Source organism: Streptomyces sp. NPDC058653, assembly GCF_042716895.1.
Classification (GTDB): Bacteria; Actinomycetota; Actinomycetes; order Streptomycetales; family Streptomycetaceae; genus Streptomyces.
On sequence record NZ_JBHXRM010000023.1, the window covers coordinates 90,465 to 107,075 of the forward strand.

A 16,611-nucleotide genomic window follows, 5' to 3' on the forward strand; every position below is an offset into this window, starting at 1 on the left:
ACGGGCGGCCTCCAACGGCCGGTGGCCGGCCCCGTACCCACGGGACCGGCCACCGGCCGTCTGCCACTCGCCACCCGGCGCCCGTCAGGCGTCCCCGCCCGCCGCGCCCGGGTCCGCCGCCGCCACGTCCAGCAGCTGGTAGCGGTCCACCGCCTGCTTCAGCACCGAGCGGTCCACCTTGCCCTCCCTGGCCAGCTCCGTGAGCACCGCGAGGGCGATCGACTCCGCGTCGATGTGGAAGAACCGGCGGGCCGCGCCACGCGTGTCGGCGAAGCCGAAGCCGTCGGCGCCCAGCGACTGGTACGTCCCCGGCACCCAGCGCGAGATCTGGTCCGGCACGGACCGCATCCAGTCCGAGACCGCGACGAACGGGCCCTCGGCGTCGGAGAGTTTGCGCGTCACGTACGGAACGCGCTGCTCCTCCTCCGGGTGGAGCAGGTTGTACCGCTCCACCTCGACGGCCTCGCGGCGGAGCTCGTTCCACGACGTCGCCGACCAGACGTCCGCGCGTACGTCCCACTGCTCGGCGAGGATGCGCTGCGCCTCGACCGCCCACGGCACGGCCACGCCCGACGCCATGATCTGCGCCGGGATCGAGCCGCCCTCGCCCCTGCTGAAGCGGTGGACGCCCTTGAGGATGCCCTCGACGTCCACGTCCTGCGGCTCGGCCGGGTGCTGGATCGGCTCGTTGTAGACCGTCAGGTAGTAGAAGACGTTCGGGTCCTCGCCCGGGTGCGGCTGCCCGTACATCCGGCGCAGCCCGTCCTCCATGATGTGCGCGATCTCGAAGCCGAACGCCGGGTCGTAGCTGACACAGCCCGGGTTCGTCGAGGCGAGCAACTGCGAGTGGCCGTCGGCGTGCTGGAGCCCCTCACCGGTCAGCGTCGTACGCCCGGCGGTCGCGCCCAGTACGAAACCGCGCGCCAACTGGTCGGCCATCTGCCAGAACTGGTCGCCGGTCCGCTGGAAACCGAACATCGAGTAGAAGACGTACACCGGGATCAGCGGCTCGCCGTGCGTCGCGTACGCCGAACCCGCCGCGATCAGCGACGCCGTACAGCCCGCCTCCGAGATGCCGTCGTGCAGCATCTGCCCGGTCGGCGACTCCTTGTAGGCGAGGAGCAGTTCACGGTCGACCGACTCGTACTGCTGGCCCAGCGGGTTGTAGATCTTCGCGCTCGGGAAGAACGCGTCCATTCCGAACGTGCGGTACTCGTCGGGCGCGATCAGCACGAAACGCCTGCCGATCTCCTTGTCCCGCATGAGGTCCTTGAGCACCCGCACGAACGCCATGGTCGTGGCGATCGACTGGTGGCCCGACCCCTTCTTGGCCGCCGCGTACGCCTTGTCGCCCGGCAGCTGGAGCGGCTTGGCGCGCACCACCCGGGTCGGTACGTAGCCGTCCAGGCTCCTGCGCTGGTCGTGCATGTACTGGATCTCTTCCGAGTCCCTGCCGGGGTGGTAGTACGGCGGCTGGCCGTCCTCCAGCCGGCTGTCCGGGATCGGCAGGTGCAGCCGGTCGCGGAAGCCCTTCAGATCGGCGACGGTCAGCTTCTTCATCTGGTGGGTCGCGTTGCGGCCCTCGAAGTTCGGACCCAGGGTCCAGCCCTTGACGGTCTGCGCGAGGATCACCGTCGGCTGGCCCTTGTGCGCCTTGGCCGCCGCGTACGCCGCGTACACCTTCTTGTGGTCGTGGCCGCCGCGACCCAGATGCAGGATCTGCTCGTCCGACATGGACTCGACCATGGAACGCAGCCGCTGGTCGCCACCGAAGAAGTGCTCACGGATGTACGCGCCGGTCTCCGTGGCGTACGTCTGGAACTGCCCGTCCGGCGTCGTGTTCAGCCGGTTGACCAGCACACCGTCACGGTCCTGCGCGAGCAGCGGGTCCCAGGAGCGGTCCCAGACCAGCTTGATCACATTCCAGCCGGCCCCCCGGAACTGCGACTCCAGCTCCTGGATGATCTTGCCGTTGCCGCGCACCGGGCCGTCGAGCCGCTGAAGGTTGCAGTTGACGACGAAGGTCAGATTGTCCAGGCCCTCGCGGGCCGCGATCGACAGCTGGCCCAGCGACTCCGGCTCGTCCATCTCGCCGTCGCCCAGATACGCCCAGACATGCGACCGGGAGGTGTCGGCGATGCCCCGGGCCTCCATGTAGCGGTTCATCCGGGCCTGGTAGATCGCGCCGAGCGGGCCGAGGCCCATCGAGACGGTGGGGAACTCCCAGAAGTCCGGCATCAGCCGCGGATGCGGGTAGCTGGACAGTCCGTCCGGGGCCTTCGACTTCTCCTGGCGGAAGGCGTCGAGCTGCGCCTCGCTGAGCCGGTCGAGCAGGAAGGCACGGGCGTAGATGCCCGGGGACGCGTGTCCCTGGAAGAAGATCTGGTCGCCGCCGTCACCGCCGTCCTTGCCCCGGAAGAAGTGGTTGAAGCCCACGTCGTACAGGGAGGCGGAGGACGCGAAGGTGGCGATATGACCGCCGACGCCGATCCCCGGGCGCTGCGCGCGGGAGACCATCACCGCGGCGTTCCAGCGGGTCGCGTTGAGGATCTTCCGCTCGATCTCCTCGTTGCCGGGGAAGAACGGCTCGTCCTTGGTGGCGATCGTGTTGACGTAGTCGGTGCTGCGCATCTCGGGCACGGCCACACGCTTCTCGCGCGCGCGCTCGATCAGGCGGAGCATCAGATAACGGGCGCGCTCACGCCCCCGTTCGTCGACGGCGGCATCGAGCGAGTCGAGCCACTCCTGGGTCTCCTCGGGATCAAAGTCCGGGACCTGGCTGGGAAGGCCGCCAATGATGATCGGGTTGCGATCGGATCCGGAAGCCACACTTTTCCTTCGCTGTTCGGGTCGTGTCGCGCCCCGCATCCGGGCCGGTCGTCGAACCGGCCACACCATCCATGCGGGGCGCGCCTGTGGGTCCTGCGGGTACTGCGCCGGTGCTTGCGAGTGCTTGCCTCTTGCCGCCAGGGAACAGGCACGAAAGCGGGCCGTACGGCGTTATCCATCGTGTACCGCGACGACGGAAACGTCACCTCTACCGAGGGGTAACCAGCACACTGCGACGAATTCCGCGCGACAAGGTCGCCCGCTTGGTCGTCCGCCGTGTTCCGGGTCCGGCCAAACCGGAATCTTACGCCCAAGACGGCTATGCGTTTCGTTCGGTCGTTCGGACCTGAATGGCCTACCGAAGCCGCGTAGGATGACAAAAGGGGAAGAAACTCTCCGGGGCCATCACGGCCCGTGTTAGTGGGGTGTCAGGAGATGCGGTGAAGCGGCCCGGAACGTACCCGTTTCGGCGGTCTCGGCCGTCGGGTACTTGCGCGATCCGCCCGGCCCGTGTGGACTACGGCCAGCGCCCCGCGTACGCGCGTGGCTGAAGCATTTTCCAAAACATGATCAGGAGGCAATCCGTGAGCGCGACCGCGGACCACGCGGAGGAACGAACCAACGTTGCCGCGAGGCTTGGGTTCGAACCCGGACAGGTGGTCCAGGAGATCGGCTACGACGAGGACGTCGAGCAGGAGCTCCGTGAGTCCATCGAGGCCGTCATCGGCCAGGAGCTCGTCGACGAGGACTACGAGGACGTGGCCGACGCCGTCGTTCTCTGGTTCCGCGACGACGACGGCGACCTGACGGACGCGCTGGTGGACGCCATCGGTCTGATCGACGAAGGCGGGGCGGTCTGGCTGCTGACGCCGAAGACCGGCCGTGACAACTACGTCGAGCCCAGCGACATCAACGAGGCCGCACAGACCGCCGGCCTGGCGCAGACCAAGAGCATCAACGCCGGCAAGGACTGGACCGGCAGCCGACTGGTCACGCCCAAGGCGGCGAAGTCCAAGCGCTGAGAACCGGCGCCGCATCCGAGCGCGAAAGCCGAAGCGGCGGCCAGGCAGACATGCCTCGCAAGCCTCGCACGCACTGACGGCCCCCGTCGGCATCCGCCGCCGGGGGCCCTTGCGTAGGGTGTCGGGTGCCGCGTCCCGGCACGACCGGAACACGGCCGGGGCCGAGTCGGGGGACACGGACCGTGGACGAGGGGATCGCGGCCGACGACGGAGAGAGGAGCGGGGATGGGGACCGGAACAGCGGCGGGGACGGGGCCGGCGGGCTCGGGACCGGCGGGGATCGCGGTCGGCGCGCAGGCGCCGGACTTCACCCTGAAGGACAACCACGGGCGGACCGTACGGCTCTCCGACTTCCGGGCGGGCCCCGACGGCGACGGCAGGAACGTGGTGCTGGTCTTCTACCCGTTCGCCTTCACCGGCGTCTGCACCGGCGAGCTCCACGCGCTCCGCGACGAGCTCGCCACCTTCGTCAACGACGACACCCAGCTGCTCGCCGTCTCCACCGACTCCATCCACACCCTGCGGATCTTCGCCGAGCAGGAGGGACTGGAGTACCCGCTGCTGTCGGACTTCTGGCCGCACGGGGAGACCTCACGGGCGTACGGGATCTTCGACGAGGACAAGGGCTGCGCACTGCGCGGCACCTTCGTCATCGACAGGTCCGGTGTGGTGCGCTGGACGGTCGTCAACCCCCTGTCGGACGCGCGCGATCTCGACGACTACGTCAGGGCCCTCGCCTCTCTGTGACGACAGCTCGCCGTCCGTGATCGCGTTCTGCCGGGAAAAGCCTTGTGAGGGAGGGGTTGTCCCCGATAACCGCACAAGGGGTGGGAACCGGTCACTAGGATCCACTCGTTGATCCGATGCCACATGCACCAGGGGGGCGCGCGACGCGCGGTGACGGCTGCCCGAAACGGCCGGTGCCGAGGCGGCGCCCCCTGCGAAACTCATCAAGGGAGGACTCGTGGGAGTCAGCCTCAGCAAGGGCGGCAACGTCTCGCTGACCAAGGCCGCGCCCAACCTGACCGCGGTCACCGTGGGTCTGGGCTGGGACGTCCGCACGACCACCGGTAACGACTTCGACCTCGACGCCAGCGCCCTGCTGACGAACGCCGAGGGCAAGGTCACCACTGACGGAAACTTCGTCTTCTTCAACAACCTCAAGAGCCCCGACGGCTCGGTCGAGCACACCGGCGACAACCTCACCGGTGAGGGCGAGGGCGACGACGAGGCGATCAAGGTCAATCTCGCGGCGGTTCCCGCGGAGATCGACAAGATCGTGTTCCCGGTCTCGATCTACGAGGCGGAGACCCGCCAGCAGTCCTTCGGCCAGGTGCGCAACGCGTTCATCCGCGTGGTCAACCAGGCCGACAACAACGAACTGGCTCGGTACGACCTGAGCGAGGACGCGTCGACGGAGACGGCCATGGTCTTCGGAGAGCTTTACCGAAATGGCGCCGAGTGGAAGTTCCGCGCCATCGGACAGGGGTATGCCTCTGGCCTGCGTGGCATCGCGCAGGACTTCGGCGTCAACGTCTGAGCCGCTGGTCCGTCGTCCGGCGTCGCACATCCGAGTGCGGCGCCGGACGCGGCTCACCGTGCGGGGTTCGCACCCGCACACGCACCACGAGCACGGCGTCAGGCGCGCCGTGCCCGGCATCACGTCACCTCGGGGAGGACTCACCGATCATGGGCGTCACACTCGCCAAGGGGGGCAATGTCTCCCTCTCCAAAGCCGCACCGAACCTCACCCAGGTGTTGATCGGGCTCGGCTGGGACGCACGTTCCACCACCGGAGCGGACTTCGACCTCGACGCCAGCGCACTCCTCTGCCAGTCAGGGCGCGTGCTCGGCGACGAGTGGTTCATCTTCTACAACCAGCTCAGGAGCCCCGACGGTTCCGTCGAGCACACCGGCGACAACCTCACCGGTGAGGGCGACGGCGACGACGAGTCCCTGCTGGTCGACCTTCCCGCCGTGCCGGCCAATGTCGACAAGATCATCTTCCCGGTGTCGATCCATGACGCCGACGCCCGGGGGCAGACCTTCGGCCAGGTCAGCAACGCGTTCATCCGCGTCGTCAACCAGGCGGACGGTCAGGAACTGGCGAGGTACGACCTGACCGAGGACGCCTCGACGGAGACCGCGATGATCTTCGGCGAGCTCTACCGCTACGGGGGCGAGTGGAAGTTCCGTGCGGTGGGCCAGGGGTACGCGTCCGGGCTGCGGGGCATCGCTCTAGACTTCGGGGTCAACGTTTCGTAAAGCAGTGCTCTGCGCGGGGGAAAACCCGTTAGATACCAGATGGGGTAGCCAGTGATCCTGAAAACCTTCGGCTGGTCGTTCGCCATTACGGCGCTCGGCCTTGCCTTCGCGGCCTGGCAGTGGGGGTGGGAGGCGTTCGGGATCGTACTGATCCTGTCGATCCTTGAGATCTCGCTGTCGTTCGACAACGCCGTTGTCAATGCGGGGATCTTGAAGAAGATGAATGCCTTCTGGCAGAAGATCTTCCTCACGATCGGCATCTTGATCGCCGTGTTCGGTATGCGGCTGGTGTTCCCCGTCGCCATTGTGGCGATCAGTGCCCAGGTCGGCCCCATCGAGGCCGTCGAGTTGGCGCTGGACAATCCTGACAAGTACGAGTCGCTCGTCACCGACGCGCACCCGGCGATCGCCGCCTTCGGTGGCATGTTCCTTTTGATGATCTTCCTGGACTTCATCCTCGAAGAGCGTGACATCAAGTGGCTCAGCTGGCTTGAGCGTCCGCTGGCCAAGCTCGGCAAGGTCGACATGCTGTCGGTCTGCATCGCGCTGATCATTCTGCTTGTCACCGCGATGACGTTTGCGACGCACGCGCACACCAGTACCGGGTACGAGGACAAATCGGCGACCGTCCTGCTGTCCGGTGTCGCGGGTCTGATCACCTATCTCGTGGTCAACGGGCTCTCCAGTTACTTCGAGAACAAACTCGAAGAGGAGGAGGAGCGCGAACAGGAGGAAGAGGAGAAGGCCAAGGCCGAAGGGAAGCAGGTCTCGGCCGTCGGACTCGCCGGCAAGGCCGCGTTCTTCCTCTTCCTCTACCTCGAAGTCCTCGACGCCTCCTTCTCGTTCGACGGAGTCATCGGCGCCTTCGCCATCACGAACCACATCTTCTGGATGGCGCTCGGTCTCGGTATCGGCGCGATGTACGTCCGGTCGCTCACCGTCTACCTCGTGCGCCAGGGCACCCTCGACGACTACGTCTACCTGGAGCACGGCGCGCACTACGCGATCGGCGCGCTCGCCGGAATCCTGCTCATCACCATCGAGCACCAGATCAGCGAGTTCATCACGGGCCTCATCGGCGTGGTGCTGATCGCCGCCTCCTTCTGGTCGTCCGTGGTCCGCAACAAGCGAGTCGAGTCCGAGGGTGACGAGGATTCGGAGGACAAGGCAACAGTCGCTGTCTGACCCCCTCTCCGGGGTGTGACCAGGAGGGGATAGCGGGAACGCTCTGAGCGGGGCGGCCTGAGGCGGAAGCCTTCCGGCCGTCCCGCTGTTCATGTTCTGTACGGCAACGGATGGTGGGGGTGGGGTGGGCATGGCCTTCTGGGACAACCTATGGCGGGGTAAGGCTTCGCAGTTCGATTCGGGCAGCGCCTCGACGAACTCGATCGAGCTGACCAAGCGCAGTCCGTCGGTCTCGCTCACCAAACAGGGCGCGGCCACCGGGAACCTACGGGTCAACCTGTCGTGGCGGATGCGCACTTCGGACATCGAGGGACGGTCCAGGCAGGGCGGCGGGCTGCTGCGGCACCCCTTCAAGCTCTTCAAGCCCGACGTGGTGCAGGCGCACACGCTGGGCATGGTCAACGTCGACCTGGACATCGGCTGCATGTACGAACTGGCCGACGGCACCAAGGGAGTTGTCCAGCCGCTGGGCGGATTCTTCGGCAGCCTCAACGAGCCGCCCTACATCAAGCTCAGCGGCGACGACCGCTTCGGCGCCCCCTCGGGCGAGACGATATTCATCAACCTCGACCACCGGGAGGAGATCAAGCGGCTGCTCGTCTTCGTCTACATCTACGACCGCACCCCGGCCTTCGACCGGACCCACGCCAACGTCACGCTCTACCCGAGCAACGGCCCGCGCGTCGAGATCGAACTGGACGAGCGGGCACCGCAGGCCCGGTCCTGCGCCGTCTTCTCGATGCAGACCGTCAAGGGCGATCTGGTGGTGCGGCGCGAGGTGAAGTTCGTGTACGGCTTCCAGGCCGAGCTGGACCGCCTGTACGGGTGGGGCCTTCAGTGGGGGCGCGGCTACAAGACGAAGACCTGAGCCGTCCGGGGGCCCCTCCGCGAGCGGGCCCCCGGGGACGCTACGGCTGCGGCCGTACGAACTGCGGCCCCATCGGGGGCAGCCGGAAATTGGGGTCGGGCGCGGGAGCCGCCCCGGCGGCGGGCCCGGGATAGCCGTACGCGGGAGCTCCCTGCGGCACGGGCGGTGCCTGTGGCGGCTGGGGGCCCGGGGCGGGCGCGTGCGGATAGCCGTAACCGGGCTGCGCCGACGCCGGCTGCGGATAGCCGTAGGCCGGCCGGCCTGACGCGGGCTGCGGATAGCCGTAGCCGGACTGCCCCTGCGGCTGCGGCGCGAACTGCGGCTGCCGCGCCGGCGGCACGGGCGGTGCCTGCGGGGCGCCGTGTGCCGGAGCGCGGTGATTGGGCGGGCCGGGAAGCTGGGCGGTCTCGCCCTCGGAGCCCGGCGCGGCGGCTCCGGGGGCCCCTTCGGTCTCGTCGACCGAGATGCCGAAGGCCGTCGCCAGCCCGATGAGACCGGTCGGGTACCCCTGGCCCACGGCGCGGAACTTCCAGCGGTTCCCGCGCCGGTAGAGCTCACCGCAGATGATCGCGGTCTCCTCGCCCGTCTCGGGACGCACATCGAAGACTGCCAGCGGGTCGCCGTCGGCCTGGCCCGCGTCGTACAGCAGGACCCGCAGGTCACGCACGTGCTGGAAGCTCGCCCCGTCGGACGACGCCGCGAGCACCACTTGGTCTACGCTCGGATCAAGGGCGGCCAGATCGGCCTCGACCGTGTCGGTCAGGCCCTCGGGCACCTGCTTCTTCGGCAGCCGCCTCACCAGGCCCGACGGATGACGGGGCTGGTTGTAGAAGACGAAGTCCTCGTCGGAGCGGACACGCCCTTCGGGACCCAGCAGAAGCGCGGACACGTCCACGTCGGGGATACCCGCCCCCGGGCTCCAGCGCAGCACCGCCCTTACGGCCATCGCATCGAGGGGAACGTTCGAGCCCTTCACCATCGCGTGCGTCATGCCCGTCATCCTGCCTCCCCGCAGGCCGCGCGGACAACGTGGGGGCATGGTGGAGAGGGATGAGCCGGGCGCGCGCCGGGGGCGAGAACTGGACGAGTTACCTGAAATTCATGCATCGGAGGAACTCTTGACTGCCGTCCATACGTACTATTACCGGCCACATGTCAACGCGACCACCGTGGCAGTACGGGGGAAGTAAATGCGTCACTTCGGGCATATTCCGCCCACTGCTCGGCAGGCGTTGTTCCACCGGGAGCCCGGCGAATTCACCTCCTCCTCCCCGGCCCGCATGCTGTCGACAGCCCTCGGAGCCACCCTCTACAGCCCCGCCACCAGGCCGCGGCTGGCGGACGACGTGGTCAAGATGGCGGGCCGCGGGGTCGTCTCCATGGTGCTGTGCCTGGAGGACTCCATCGACGACTCCGAGGTCGGGTGGGCCGAGGAGAACGTGGTCAGACAGTTCGCGGACCTCGACCGGCGCGGTGTGGAGCTGCCGCTCCTCTTCGTCCGGGTCCGGGAACCGGACCAGATTCCCGACCTCGTACGCCGGCTCGGCCCCGCCGCCCAGATCCTGTCCGGATTCGTACTGCCGAAGTTCACGGATGAGCGGGGGGTGCCGTTCCTTGAGGCACTGATTTCAGCCGAACACGAGAGCGGCCTCCGGCTCTTCGCCATGCCCGTCCTGGAGTCGCCGGAGCTGCTGCACCTGGAGACGCGGACCGACACCCTCACCGGCATCGCCCGCACCGTCGACAAGTACCGGGACCGGGTGCTGGCGCTGCGGCTCGGCGTCACCGACTTCTGCTCGGCGTACGGGCTCCGACGCTCACCCGATATGACCGCGTACGACGTACGCATCATCTCCGCCGTCATCGCGGACGTGGTGAACGTCCTCGGCCGTTCCGACGGCAGCGGCTTCACGATCACCGGCCCGGTGTGGGAGTACTTCCGGCTCCACGAGCGGATGTTCAAGCCGCAGCTGCGCCAGAGCCCCTTCCTCGCGGGACGCGCCGAGGAGCTGCGTACGGCCCTGATCGAGCACGACCTCGACGGGCTGCTGCGCGAGATCCAGCTCGACCAGGCCAACGGACTGGTCGGCAAGACCTGTATCCACCCCTCGCACGTCATGCCCGTACACGCGCTGTCGGTGGTCAGCCACGAGGAGTTCAGCGACGCCCAGGACATCTTGCGGCCGGAGCGCGGCGGCGGGGGCGTACTGCGTTCCTCGTACACGAACAAGATGAACGAGGTGAAGCCCCACCGCGCCTGGGCAGAACGAACCATGCAGCGCGCCGAGGTCTTCGGCGTCGCCAAGGAGGACATCGGCTTCGTGGAACTGCTGGCCGCCGGCCTGGCGGCGTGAGCGGGAGCGCCGCGGTGCCGGACGACGGGACCGGCGGGACCGGGACCGAGAGGGCAGAGGAGAGCCGCAACGTGACATGGACGGGGTCGTGGGTCGCCGACCGGCTGGGCATAGAGCTCGTCGGCGGGGACGACATGCGCGAGCTGCTGGGCGTGGCCCTGCGGCGCAACCCCAAGCGCGCCCACCTGCTCGTCTCCAACGTCCTCGGCAAGCACGTCCCCCAGCGGCCCTCCGTCGTGCACGGCGCGGGCGTCGCCCTCGGCGAGCGCGTACGGGACCTGCTGGGCGACGCCGTCGAGGAGACCGTGATCCTCGGCTACGCGGAGACCGCGACCGGCCTCGGCCACTCGGTCGCCGACGGGGTGGCGGACGCCCCGTACCTGCACTCCACCCGCCGCCCGGTGCCCGGTGTCGCCTCCGCCGGCGGCTTCGAGGAGTCCCACTCGCACGCGACCTCGCACCTCCTGCTGCCCGAGCGGCCTGATCTGCTGGCGGGCGAGGGACCGCTGGTCCTCGTGGACGACGAGTTCTCCACAGGGAACACCGTTCTCAACACGATCCGCGCACTGCACGCCCGCTACCCCCGCCGGTGGTACGTGATCGTGGCGCTCGTCGACATGCGCTCGGCCGCCGACCAGGGCCGGCTCGCGGAGTTCGCCCAGGACATCGGCGCCCGCGTCGACCTGGTGGCGATGGCCTCCGGCACGGTCACTCTCCCGGGGGACGTGCTGGCCCGCGGCCAGGCACTTGTCGCGGAGTACGACTCGGCCGCCCGCACGGCCTCCGAGGTCCCGGCGGCGGACGGCTCCGTCGTGCGCGTCCCGCTCGGCTGGCCCGCCGGGCTGCCCGACGGCGGACGCCACGGCTTCACACCCGCCCACCGCGCCCGCCTGGAGGCCGCCGCGCCCGGCATGGCGGCCGCCCTCGCCCGGAACCTCGGCGACGCCCGGCGCGTCCTCGTCCTCGGCTTCGAGGAGCTGATGTACGCGCCCCTGCGCCTCGCCCTGGAGCTGGAGCGGTCGCTCCCCGGCGTCGACGTCCGCTACTCGACCACGACCCGCTCGCCCGTGCTCGCCGTGGACGATCCCGGCTACGCGATACGCAGCCGTCTCGTCTTCCCGGCCCACGACACCGCGGCCTTCCCCGACGGGGAGGGCGCCGGCGACCGGTACGCCTACAACGTGGCCGGCGCGGGCTTCGACGCCGTCGTCGCGGTCGTCGACTCACCGGGCGACTCCCCGGAGCTGCACGCCCCCGGCGGTCTGCTCGCCCAGCTCGCCGCCCATGTCCCGCGTGTCCTGCTCGCCGTCGTCCCCTCCTACCGTCCCGCCCTCCCGCACGTCCCCGACCGGCAGGAAACCCCCGTGCTGCCCGACCCCCTGCGTGGCCCCGCCTTCTCCTCGTACGCCGCCGACGACGTCGGGTGGCTGCTCCAGGACCTGTCCGACGTGGAACTGGAAGCCCCCACGGAGGAGCGCGAGGAGGCGATCCAGAGCGGCGGCGCCCACTACGCGGAGTCACTGCCCGTCGAGTACCAGCCGAGCGCCGCGTACCAGGAACTCTTCCGGTCCGCGCTCGACGCCTCCGCCGCCCGGATAGCCCGCGCCGTCGGCACCGTCACCGAGACCGTGCTGGCCGAGCACCCGGCGCGCTACGACGACCCCGCCTCACGGGAAGCCACCCAGGCCCTGCCCGTCCTGGTCTCACTCGCCCGGGCCGGCACCCCCGTGGGTGTCCTGATGCGCCGCTGGGCCCAGCGGCGGCACGGTCTGGAGCTGCCGCACTACGCCATCTCCATCGTGCGCGGGCGCGGCATCGACACCAACGCCGTCCGCTGGCTCGGCGCCCACCACCACCCGGCCGACATCGTCTTCGTCGACGGCTGGACGGGCAAGGGCGCCATCACCCGCGAACTGGCCGACGCGCTGGCCGCGTTCGACGGCTTCCACCCCGAGATCGCGGTCCTGGCCGACCCCGGCGGCTGCGTACGCACCTACGGCACCCGCGAGGACTTCCTCATCCCCTCCGCCTGCCTCAACTCCACCGTCTCCGGACTCGTCTCCCGCACCGTCCTGCGCGCCGACCTCGTCGGACCGCACGACTTCCACGGGGCCAAGTACTACCGCGAACTCGCCGGATCCGATGTGTCCGGCTCCTTCCTGGACACCGTCACCGCCCGGTTCGACGAGGTCGCGGACGCGGTCGACACCGAGGTCAAGGAGCTCCTCTCCACCGACCGCGCGCCCACCTGGGAAGGCTGGGCCGCCGTCGAGCGGATCAGCGAGGAGTACGGCATCCACGACGTGAACCTCGTCAAACCCGGCGTCGGCGAGACCACCCGCGTCCTGCTGCGCCGCGTCCCCTGGAAGATCCTCGCCAAGCGCGGGGCGGGCGCCGACCTCGACCATGTCCGGCTGCTCGCCGAGCAGCGCGGCGTACCGGTCGAAGAGGTCGACGGACTTCCCTACACCTGCGTCGGACTGATCCACCCCCGCTACACCCGTGGCGCCACCGGCGCGGACGGTACGGCGGTGGCCACCTCATGAACGCGCCCGCCCCGGCGCTGGTCGCCAGCGACCTCGACCGCACCCTCATCTACTCGACCGCCGCGCTCCAGCTCGCCGTCCCGGACGCCGAGGCCCCCCGGCTGCTCTGCGTCGAGATCTACGAGGGCCGGCCCCTGTCCTACCTCACGGAGACGGCCGCCGGGCTGCTCGTGGATCTCGCGCGCGGCTCCGTGTTCGTCCCCACCACGACCCGCACCCGCGAGCAGTACGCCCGTGTCCGGCTGCCCGGCCCCGCGCCCCGGTACGCGATCTGCGCCAACGGCGGTCATCTCCTCGTCGACGGCGAGTCCGACCCGCGGTGGCGGACCCAGGTGGCGGACCGCCTCGCCGCGAGCTGCGCCCCCCTCGCGGAGGTCAGGGAGCACCTCCTGCGCGCGGCCGACCCCGCCTGGCTGCTCAAGGAGCGCATCGCCGAGGACCTCTTCGCCTACCTCGTGGTCGACCGCGCGCTGTTGCCCGACGGCTGGGTGAAGGAGCTCTCCGAGTGGGCGGAGGGCCGCGGCTGGACGGTCTCCCTCCAGGGCCGGAAGATCTACGCCGTACCGCGACCGCTGACCAAGTCCGCCGCCATGCGTGAGCTGGCCCGGCGGACCGGCGCCGAACTGACCCTCGCCGCCGGCGACTCCCTCCTCGACGCCGACCTGCTGCTGGCCGCCGACCGGGGCTGGCGGCCGGGCCACGGCGAGCTGGCCGACACCGGCTGGAGCGCCCCGCACGTCACGACGCTGACCGAGACCGGAGTGGCCGCCGGGGAGGAGATCCTGCGGCGGCTCAGTCGCGCCGCCGCTGGTGACGCGATCTGATCACCCGTCTGGTCACGAGCGCCACCAGCGCGAGGAGCACGACGCCCAGCACCACCTTCGAGTAGGTCGTGACATGGCCGCTCACCTCTTTCCAGTTCGCGCCGAGCGCGTAGCCCGCCATGATGAACGCGGTGTTCCAGACCGCGCTGCCGAGCGCGGTCAGACCGACGAAGACGGGCAGCGGCATCCTCTCCACGCCCGCGGGCACGGAGATCAGACTGCGGAAGACGGGAACCATCCGGCCGAAGAAGACGGCCTTCCTGCCGTGCCGGGCGAACCAGTCCTCGGCCCGCTCCATGTCGCTCGCCTTCACCAGGGGAACCTTGGCCGCGAGGGCGACGGTTCTGTCCCGGCCGAGCCAGGCGCCCAGCCAGTACAGCGCCAGCGCGCCCACCACCGAGCCCGCCGTCGTCCACAGCACCGCCGCCAGCAGATTCAGCTTGCCGGTGCTCGCCGCGAAGCCCGCCAGCGGCAGGATCGCCTCGCTGGGCAGGGGAGGGAACACGCTCTCCAGAGCGATCGCTATGCCGGCGCCCGGCGCTCCGAGCGTGTCCATCAAGGTGGTGACCCATTGCTCGGGGCTGCTTCCGCTCATGGCTCCCACGCTAATTGCCTGCTCAGGCAGGCCGATCGAGGCGGACCGGTACGGATTCATGAGGTTTCCCGCAGTGTGCGCGTCCATGCCGGGCGGCTAGCGTTGCGAAACGTGAACACAGCGGTGCGCCGAAGGGCGCGGCTCACGGTCGGACTCGGTATCGGCGGTGGCACGGCGGCGCTCGAACTGGTCTTCTCGGTTCTCGCGGGTCTGGCCCTGCTGCTCGTACGGGCCCGGCCGCGCGGGGAGAGGGCGGTCATGCGCCCGGTGACGGCCTGCGCCCGGAGACTGATCGACCTGGAGCGCCGGCGGCTCCGTACGATGCTCGACGAGCGGGTGTCCGCCAGCTACGAACCGGCCGCGGCACTGCGCTACCTCGCGACGCGCTGGGCACTCGGACTGGTCGGTGCCGTCGTGGTGGTGTCCGCGCTGGTCGGCCTCGCCTACGGCACGTTCTTCCTCTACGGCTGGGCGATCATCGACATCGACCATGTGGGGTCGATCCTGCTCTCCTCCTTCGGCGGCCTCTTCCTGGTCTTCCTCTGTCTCCAGGGCGCCGTCGGAATCGCCCATCTCGAAGGCGAGCTGGCCAGGCACTTCCTCGGGCCCAGCCAGCAGGAGGCGCTGGAGCGGCGTATCGAACAGCTCGCGGTCAGCCGGGCGGGGGTCGTGGAGGTCGTGCACGAGGAGCGCCGCCGTATCGAGCGGGACCTGCACGACGGGGTGCAGCAGGGGCTGGTGGCACTCGGGATACTCCTCGGCCGCGCCCGGCGCACCAGCGACCCCGAGCACGCCGACGAACTGCTCCGCCAGGCTCACGAACAGAGCAGACAGGCCCTGAGCGAGCTCCGTGAGGTGGCCTGGCGCGTCTACCCGACGGTGCTGGACGAGGCCGGTCTTCGAGCGGCGCTGGAGACGGTCGCCGAACGGTGCCCGCTGCCGGTGGCGCTGAGCTGCCGGCTCGGCGCCGAACCGCCCAGGGCGGCGGCGACCGTCGCCTACTTCGTCGTCTCCGAGAGCGTCACCAACGCGGTCAAGCACTCCGGGGCGAAGGACATCGACGTCAGCGTCGTCGAGGACACCCGCACCCTGCGCATAGAGGTCACGGACGCCGGCAAGGGCGGGGCCGACCTGTCGGGCAGCGGCCTCTTCGGGCTGGCACGCCGTGTCGAGGCCCTCGACGGCGTCCTGCGGATCGACAGCCCGTCCGGCGGCCCCACCCTCATCACCGCGGAGATCCCGTGCGAGTAGTCCTGGCCGAGGATTCGATCCTGCTCAGGGAGGGCCTGGTGCGGCTGCTCGCCGAGGAGGGGCACGAGGTGGTGGCCGCGGTCGGCGACGCGGACGCGCTGCTCGCCGTCGTCTCGCGTGACCAGCCCGACGTGGTGGTCGCGGACGTCCGGATGCCGCCCTCGCACACCGACGAGGGGCTGCGGGCCGCGCTGGAGATCCGTGAGCGCTGGCCCGGGGTGGGGGTGCTGGTCCTCTCCCAGTACGTGGAGAAGCGGTACGCCCAGGAGCTGGTGACGGCCGACTCGGAGGGCGTCGGCTATCTCCTGAAGGACCGGGTGGTCCAGGTGGACGAGTTCCTGGACGCGTTGGAGCGCGTGGCGGCGGGCCGGGCCGCGTTCGACCCGGAGGTCGTACGGCAGTTGCTGACCCGCTCCAACCGCACGGACCCGCTGTCCCGGCTCACCGAGCGCGAGCGGGAGGTGCTCGGCGAGATGGCGCAGGGGCACACGAACACGGCGGTCGGGCGGCGGCTGCACATCTCGGTGAGCGCGGTCGAGAAACACTGCAACGCGATCTTCGACAAGCTGGAGATCCGGGGGACCGGCGGCTACAGCCGCCGCGTGCTCGCCGTCCTGCGCTACCTCAACAGCTGACGTCCGCCCTAGGAGCAGCAGCCGCCACCGCAGCAGCCGCCTCCCCCACCGGCCGAGGGGGCGGACGCGGCGGCCGGTGACCCCTTCGCCGAGCCGCCGACGGCCACGGTGGACAGCAGCTTCACCGTGTCCTGGTGGCCGGCGGGGCAGGTGGCCGACGCCGAGGACTCCGCCATGGGACGGCTGAGTTCGAACGTGGTGTCGCAGGGCCGGCAGCGGTACTCGTAACGAGGCATG

The 16,611-nt window shown here is 69.7% G+C and carries 15 protein-coding genes; 11 read left to right on the forward strand and 4 right to left on the reverse strand.

Annotation, left to right across the window (positions count from 1 at the left end):
- Positions 1-84: 84 nt before the first annotated feature.
- Positions 85-2,829 (reverse strand): pyruvate dehydrogenase (acetyl-transferring), homodimeric type, encoded by a 2,745-nt coding sequence (gene aceE, locus ACFWU9_RS20705; protein ID WP_384320387.1) that lies wholly within the window; start codon positions 2,827-2,829, stop codon positions 85-87.
- Between the two features lie 584 nt (positions 2,830-3,413).
- Between aceE and ACFWU9_RS20710 the strand changes: the two genes are divergently transcribed.
- The 6 genes from ACFWU9_RS20710 to ACFWU9_RS20735 all read left to right on the forward strand — a co-directional run bounded on the left by ACFWU9_RS20710 (position 3,414) and on the right by ACFWU9_RS20735 (position 8,169).
- Positions 3,414-3,851, forward strand: a complete 438-nt coding sequence (locus ACFWU9_RS20710) for a DUF3052 domain-containing protein (RefSeq protein WP_164250122.1) — start codon at positions 3,414-3,416, stop codon at positions 3,849-3,851.
- 225 nt (positions 3,852-4,076) lie between these two features.
- Positions 4,077-4,598: a peroxiredoxin gene (locus ACFWU9_RS20715; protein ID WP_384320389.1), complete on the forward strand. Its 522-nt coding sequence runs from the start codon at positions 4,077-4,079 to the stop codon at positions 4,596-4,598.
- Positions 4,599-4,815: 217 nt separating this feature from the next.
- A complete protein-coding gene (locus tag ACFWU9_RS20720; RefSeq protein ID WP_384320391.1) occupies positions 4,816-5,391 on the forward strand; it encodes a TerD family protein in 576 nt (191 codons plus the stop codon).
- Positions 5,392-5,540: 149 nt separating this feature from the next.
- Complete coding sequence (locus ACFWU9_RS20725) at positions 5,541-6,116, forward strand: TerD family protein (RefSeq protein ID WP_384320393.1); 576 nt, start codon at positions 5,541-5,543, stop codon at positions 6,114-6,116.
- Positions 6,117-6,167: 51 nt separating this feature from the next.
- Complete coding sequence (locus ACFWU9_RS20730) at positions 6,168-7,301, forward strand: DUF475 domain-containing protein (protein WP_384320395.1); 1,134 nt, start codon at positions 6,168-6,170, stop codon at positions 7,299-7,301.
- A 130-nt stretch (positions 7,302-7,431) separates the two neighbouring features.
- A complete protein-coding gene (locus ACFWU9_RS20735) occupies positions 7,432-8,169 on the forward strand; it encodes a Tellurium resistance (RefSeq protein ID WP_384320397.1) in 738 nt (245 codons plus the stop codon).
- Between the two features lie 40 nt (positions 8,170-8,209).
- Here the strand turns inward: ACFWU9_RS20735 and ACFWU9_RS20740 are convergent, their stop codons facing one another.
- Complete coding sequence (locus ACFWU9_RS20740; RefSeq protein ID WP_384320399.1) at positions 8,210-9,169, reverse strand: TerD family protein; 960 nt, start codon at positions 9,167-9,169, stop codon at positions 8,210-8,212.
- Between the two features lie 190 nt (positions 9,170-9,359).
- On the opposite strand from ACFWU9_RS20740, the gene ACFWU9_RS20745 reads away from it, so the two are divergent.
- The 3 genes from ACFWU9_RS20745 (at position 9,360) to ACFWU9_RS20755 (ending at position 13,893) form a co-directional block, all read left to right on the forward strand.
- Positions 9,360-10,523, forward strand: a complete 1,164-nt coding sequence (locus ACFWU9_RS20745) for an HpcH/HpaI aldolase/citrate lyase family protein (RefSeq protein ID WP_384320401.1) — start codon at positions 9,360-9,362, stop codon at positions 10,521-10,523.
- Between the two features lie 71 nt (positions 10,524-10,594).
- Positions 10,595-13,069, forward strand: coding sequence for a phosphoribosyltransferase (locus tag ACFWU9_RS20750; RefSeq protein ID WP_384320403.1), 2,475 nt, complete (start codon positions 10,595-10,597; stop codon positions 13,067-13,069).
- Positions 13,066-13,893, forward strand: coding sequence for an HAD family hydrolase (locus ACFWU9_RS20755; RefSeq protein ID WP_384320405.1), 828 nt, complete (start codon positions 13,066-13,068; stop codon positions 13,891-13,893). Before ACFWU9_RS20750 ends, ACFWU9_RS20755 begins: the two co-directional genes overlap by 4 nt.
- Here ACFWU9_RS20755 and ACFWU9_RS20760 read toward each other — a convergent pair.
- Positions 13,862-14,488 (reverse strand): DedA family protein, encoded by a 627-nt coding sequence (locus tag ACFWU9_RS20760; protein ID WP_384320407.1) that lies wholly within the window; start codon positions 14,486-14,488, stop codon positions 13,862-13,864. The genes ACFWU9_RS20755 and ACFWU9_RS20760 overlap by 32 nt on opposite strands.
- Positions 14,489-14,599: 111 nt before the next feature.
- Here ACFWU9_RS20760 and ACFWU9_RS20765 point away from each other — a divergent pair, with 111 nt between their 5' ends.
- Together ACFWU9_RS20765 and ACFWU9_RS20770 are read left to right on the forward strand one after the other, a co-directional pair.
- The gene (locus tag ACFWU9_RS20765) at positions 14,600-15,739 is read left to right on the forward strand and encodes a sensor histidine kinase (protein ID WP_384320409.1); all 1,140 of its coding nucleotides are present in this window, start codon (positions 14,600-14,602) and stop codon (positions 15,737-15,739) included.
- Complete coding sequence (locus ACFWU9_RS20770) at positions 15,730-16,374, forward strand: response regulator (RefSeq protein WP_384320411.1); 645 nt, start codon at positions 15,730-15,732, stop codon at positions 16,372-16,374. The genes ACFWU9_RS20765 and ACFWU9_RS20770 overlap by 10 nt, the downstream gene beginning before the upstream one ends.
- Positions 16,375-16,382: 8 nt before the next feature.
- Here ACFWU9_RS20770 and ACFWU9_RS20775 read toward each other — a convergent pair whose 3' ends face one another.
- Positions 16,383-16,610, reverse strand: a complete 228-nt coding sequence (locus ACFWU9_RS20775) for a zinc ribbon domain-containing protein (protein WP_384320413.1) — start codon at positions 16,608-16,610, stop codon at positions 16,383-16,385.
- Position 16,611: the final 1 nt, after the last annotated feature.

Coding starts and splice junctions, on each gene's coding strand:
- ACFWU9_RS20715 (WP_384320389.1), top strand. CDS start 4,077: ATGGGGACCGGAACAGCGGCGGGGACGGGGCCGGCGGGCTCGGGACCG.
- ACFWU9_RS20725 (WP_384320393.1), top strand. CDS start 5,541: ATGGGCGTCACACTCGCCAAGGGGGGCAATGTCTCCCTCTCCAAAGCC.
- ACFWU9_RS20735 (WP_384320397.1), top strand. CDS start 7,432: ATGGCCTTCTGGGACAACCTATGGCGGGGTAAGGCTTCGCAGTTCGAT.
- ACFWU9_RS20740 (WP_384320399.1), bottom strand. CDS start 9,169: ATGACGGGCATGACGCACGCGATGGTGAAGGGCTCGAACGTTCCCCTC.
- ACFWU9_RS20745 (WP_384320401.1), top strand. CDS start 9,360: ATGCGTCACTTCGGGCATATTCCGCCCACTGCTCGGCAGGCGTTGTTC.
- ACFWU9_RS20755 (WP_384320405.1), top strand. CDS start 13,066: ATGAACGCGCCCGCCCCGGCGCTGGTCGCCAGCGACCTCGACCGCACC.
- ACFWU9_RS20760 (WP_384320407.1), bottom strand. CDS start 14,488: ATGAGCGGAAGCAGCCCCGAGCAATGGGTCACCACCTTGATGGACACG.
- ACFWU9_RS20775 (WP_384320413.1), bottom strand. CDS start 16,610: ATGCCTCGTTACGAGTACCGCTGCCGGCCCTGCGACACCACGTTCGAA.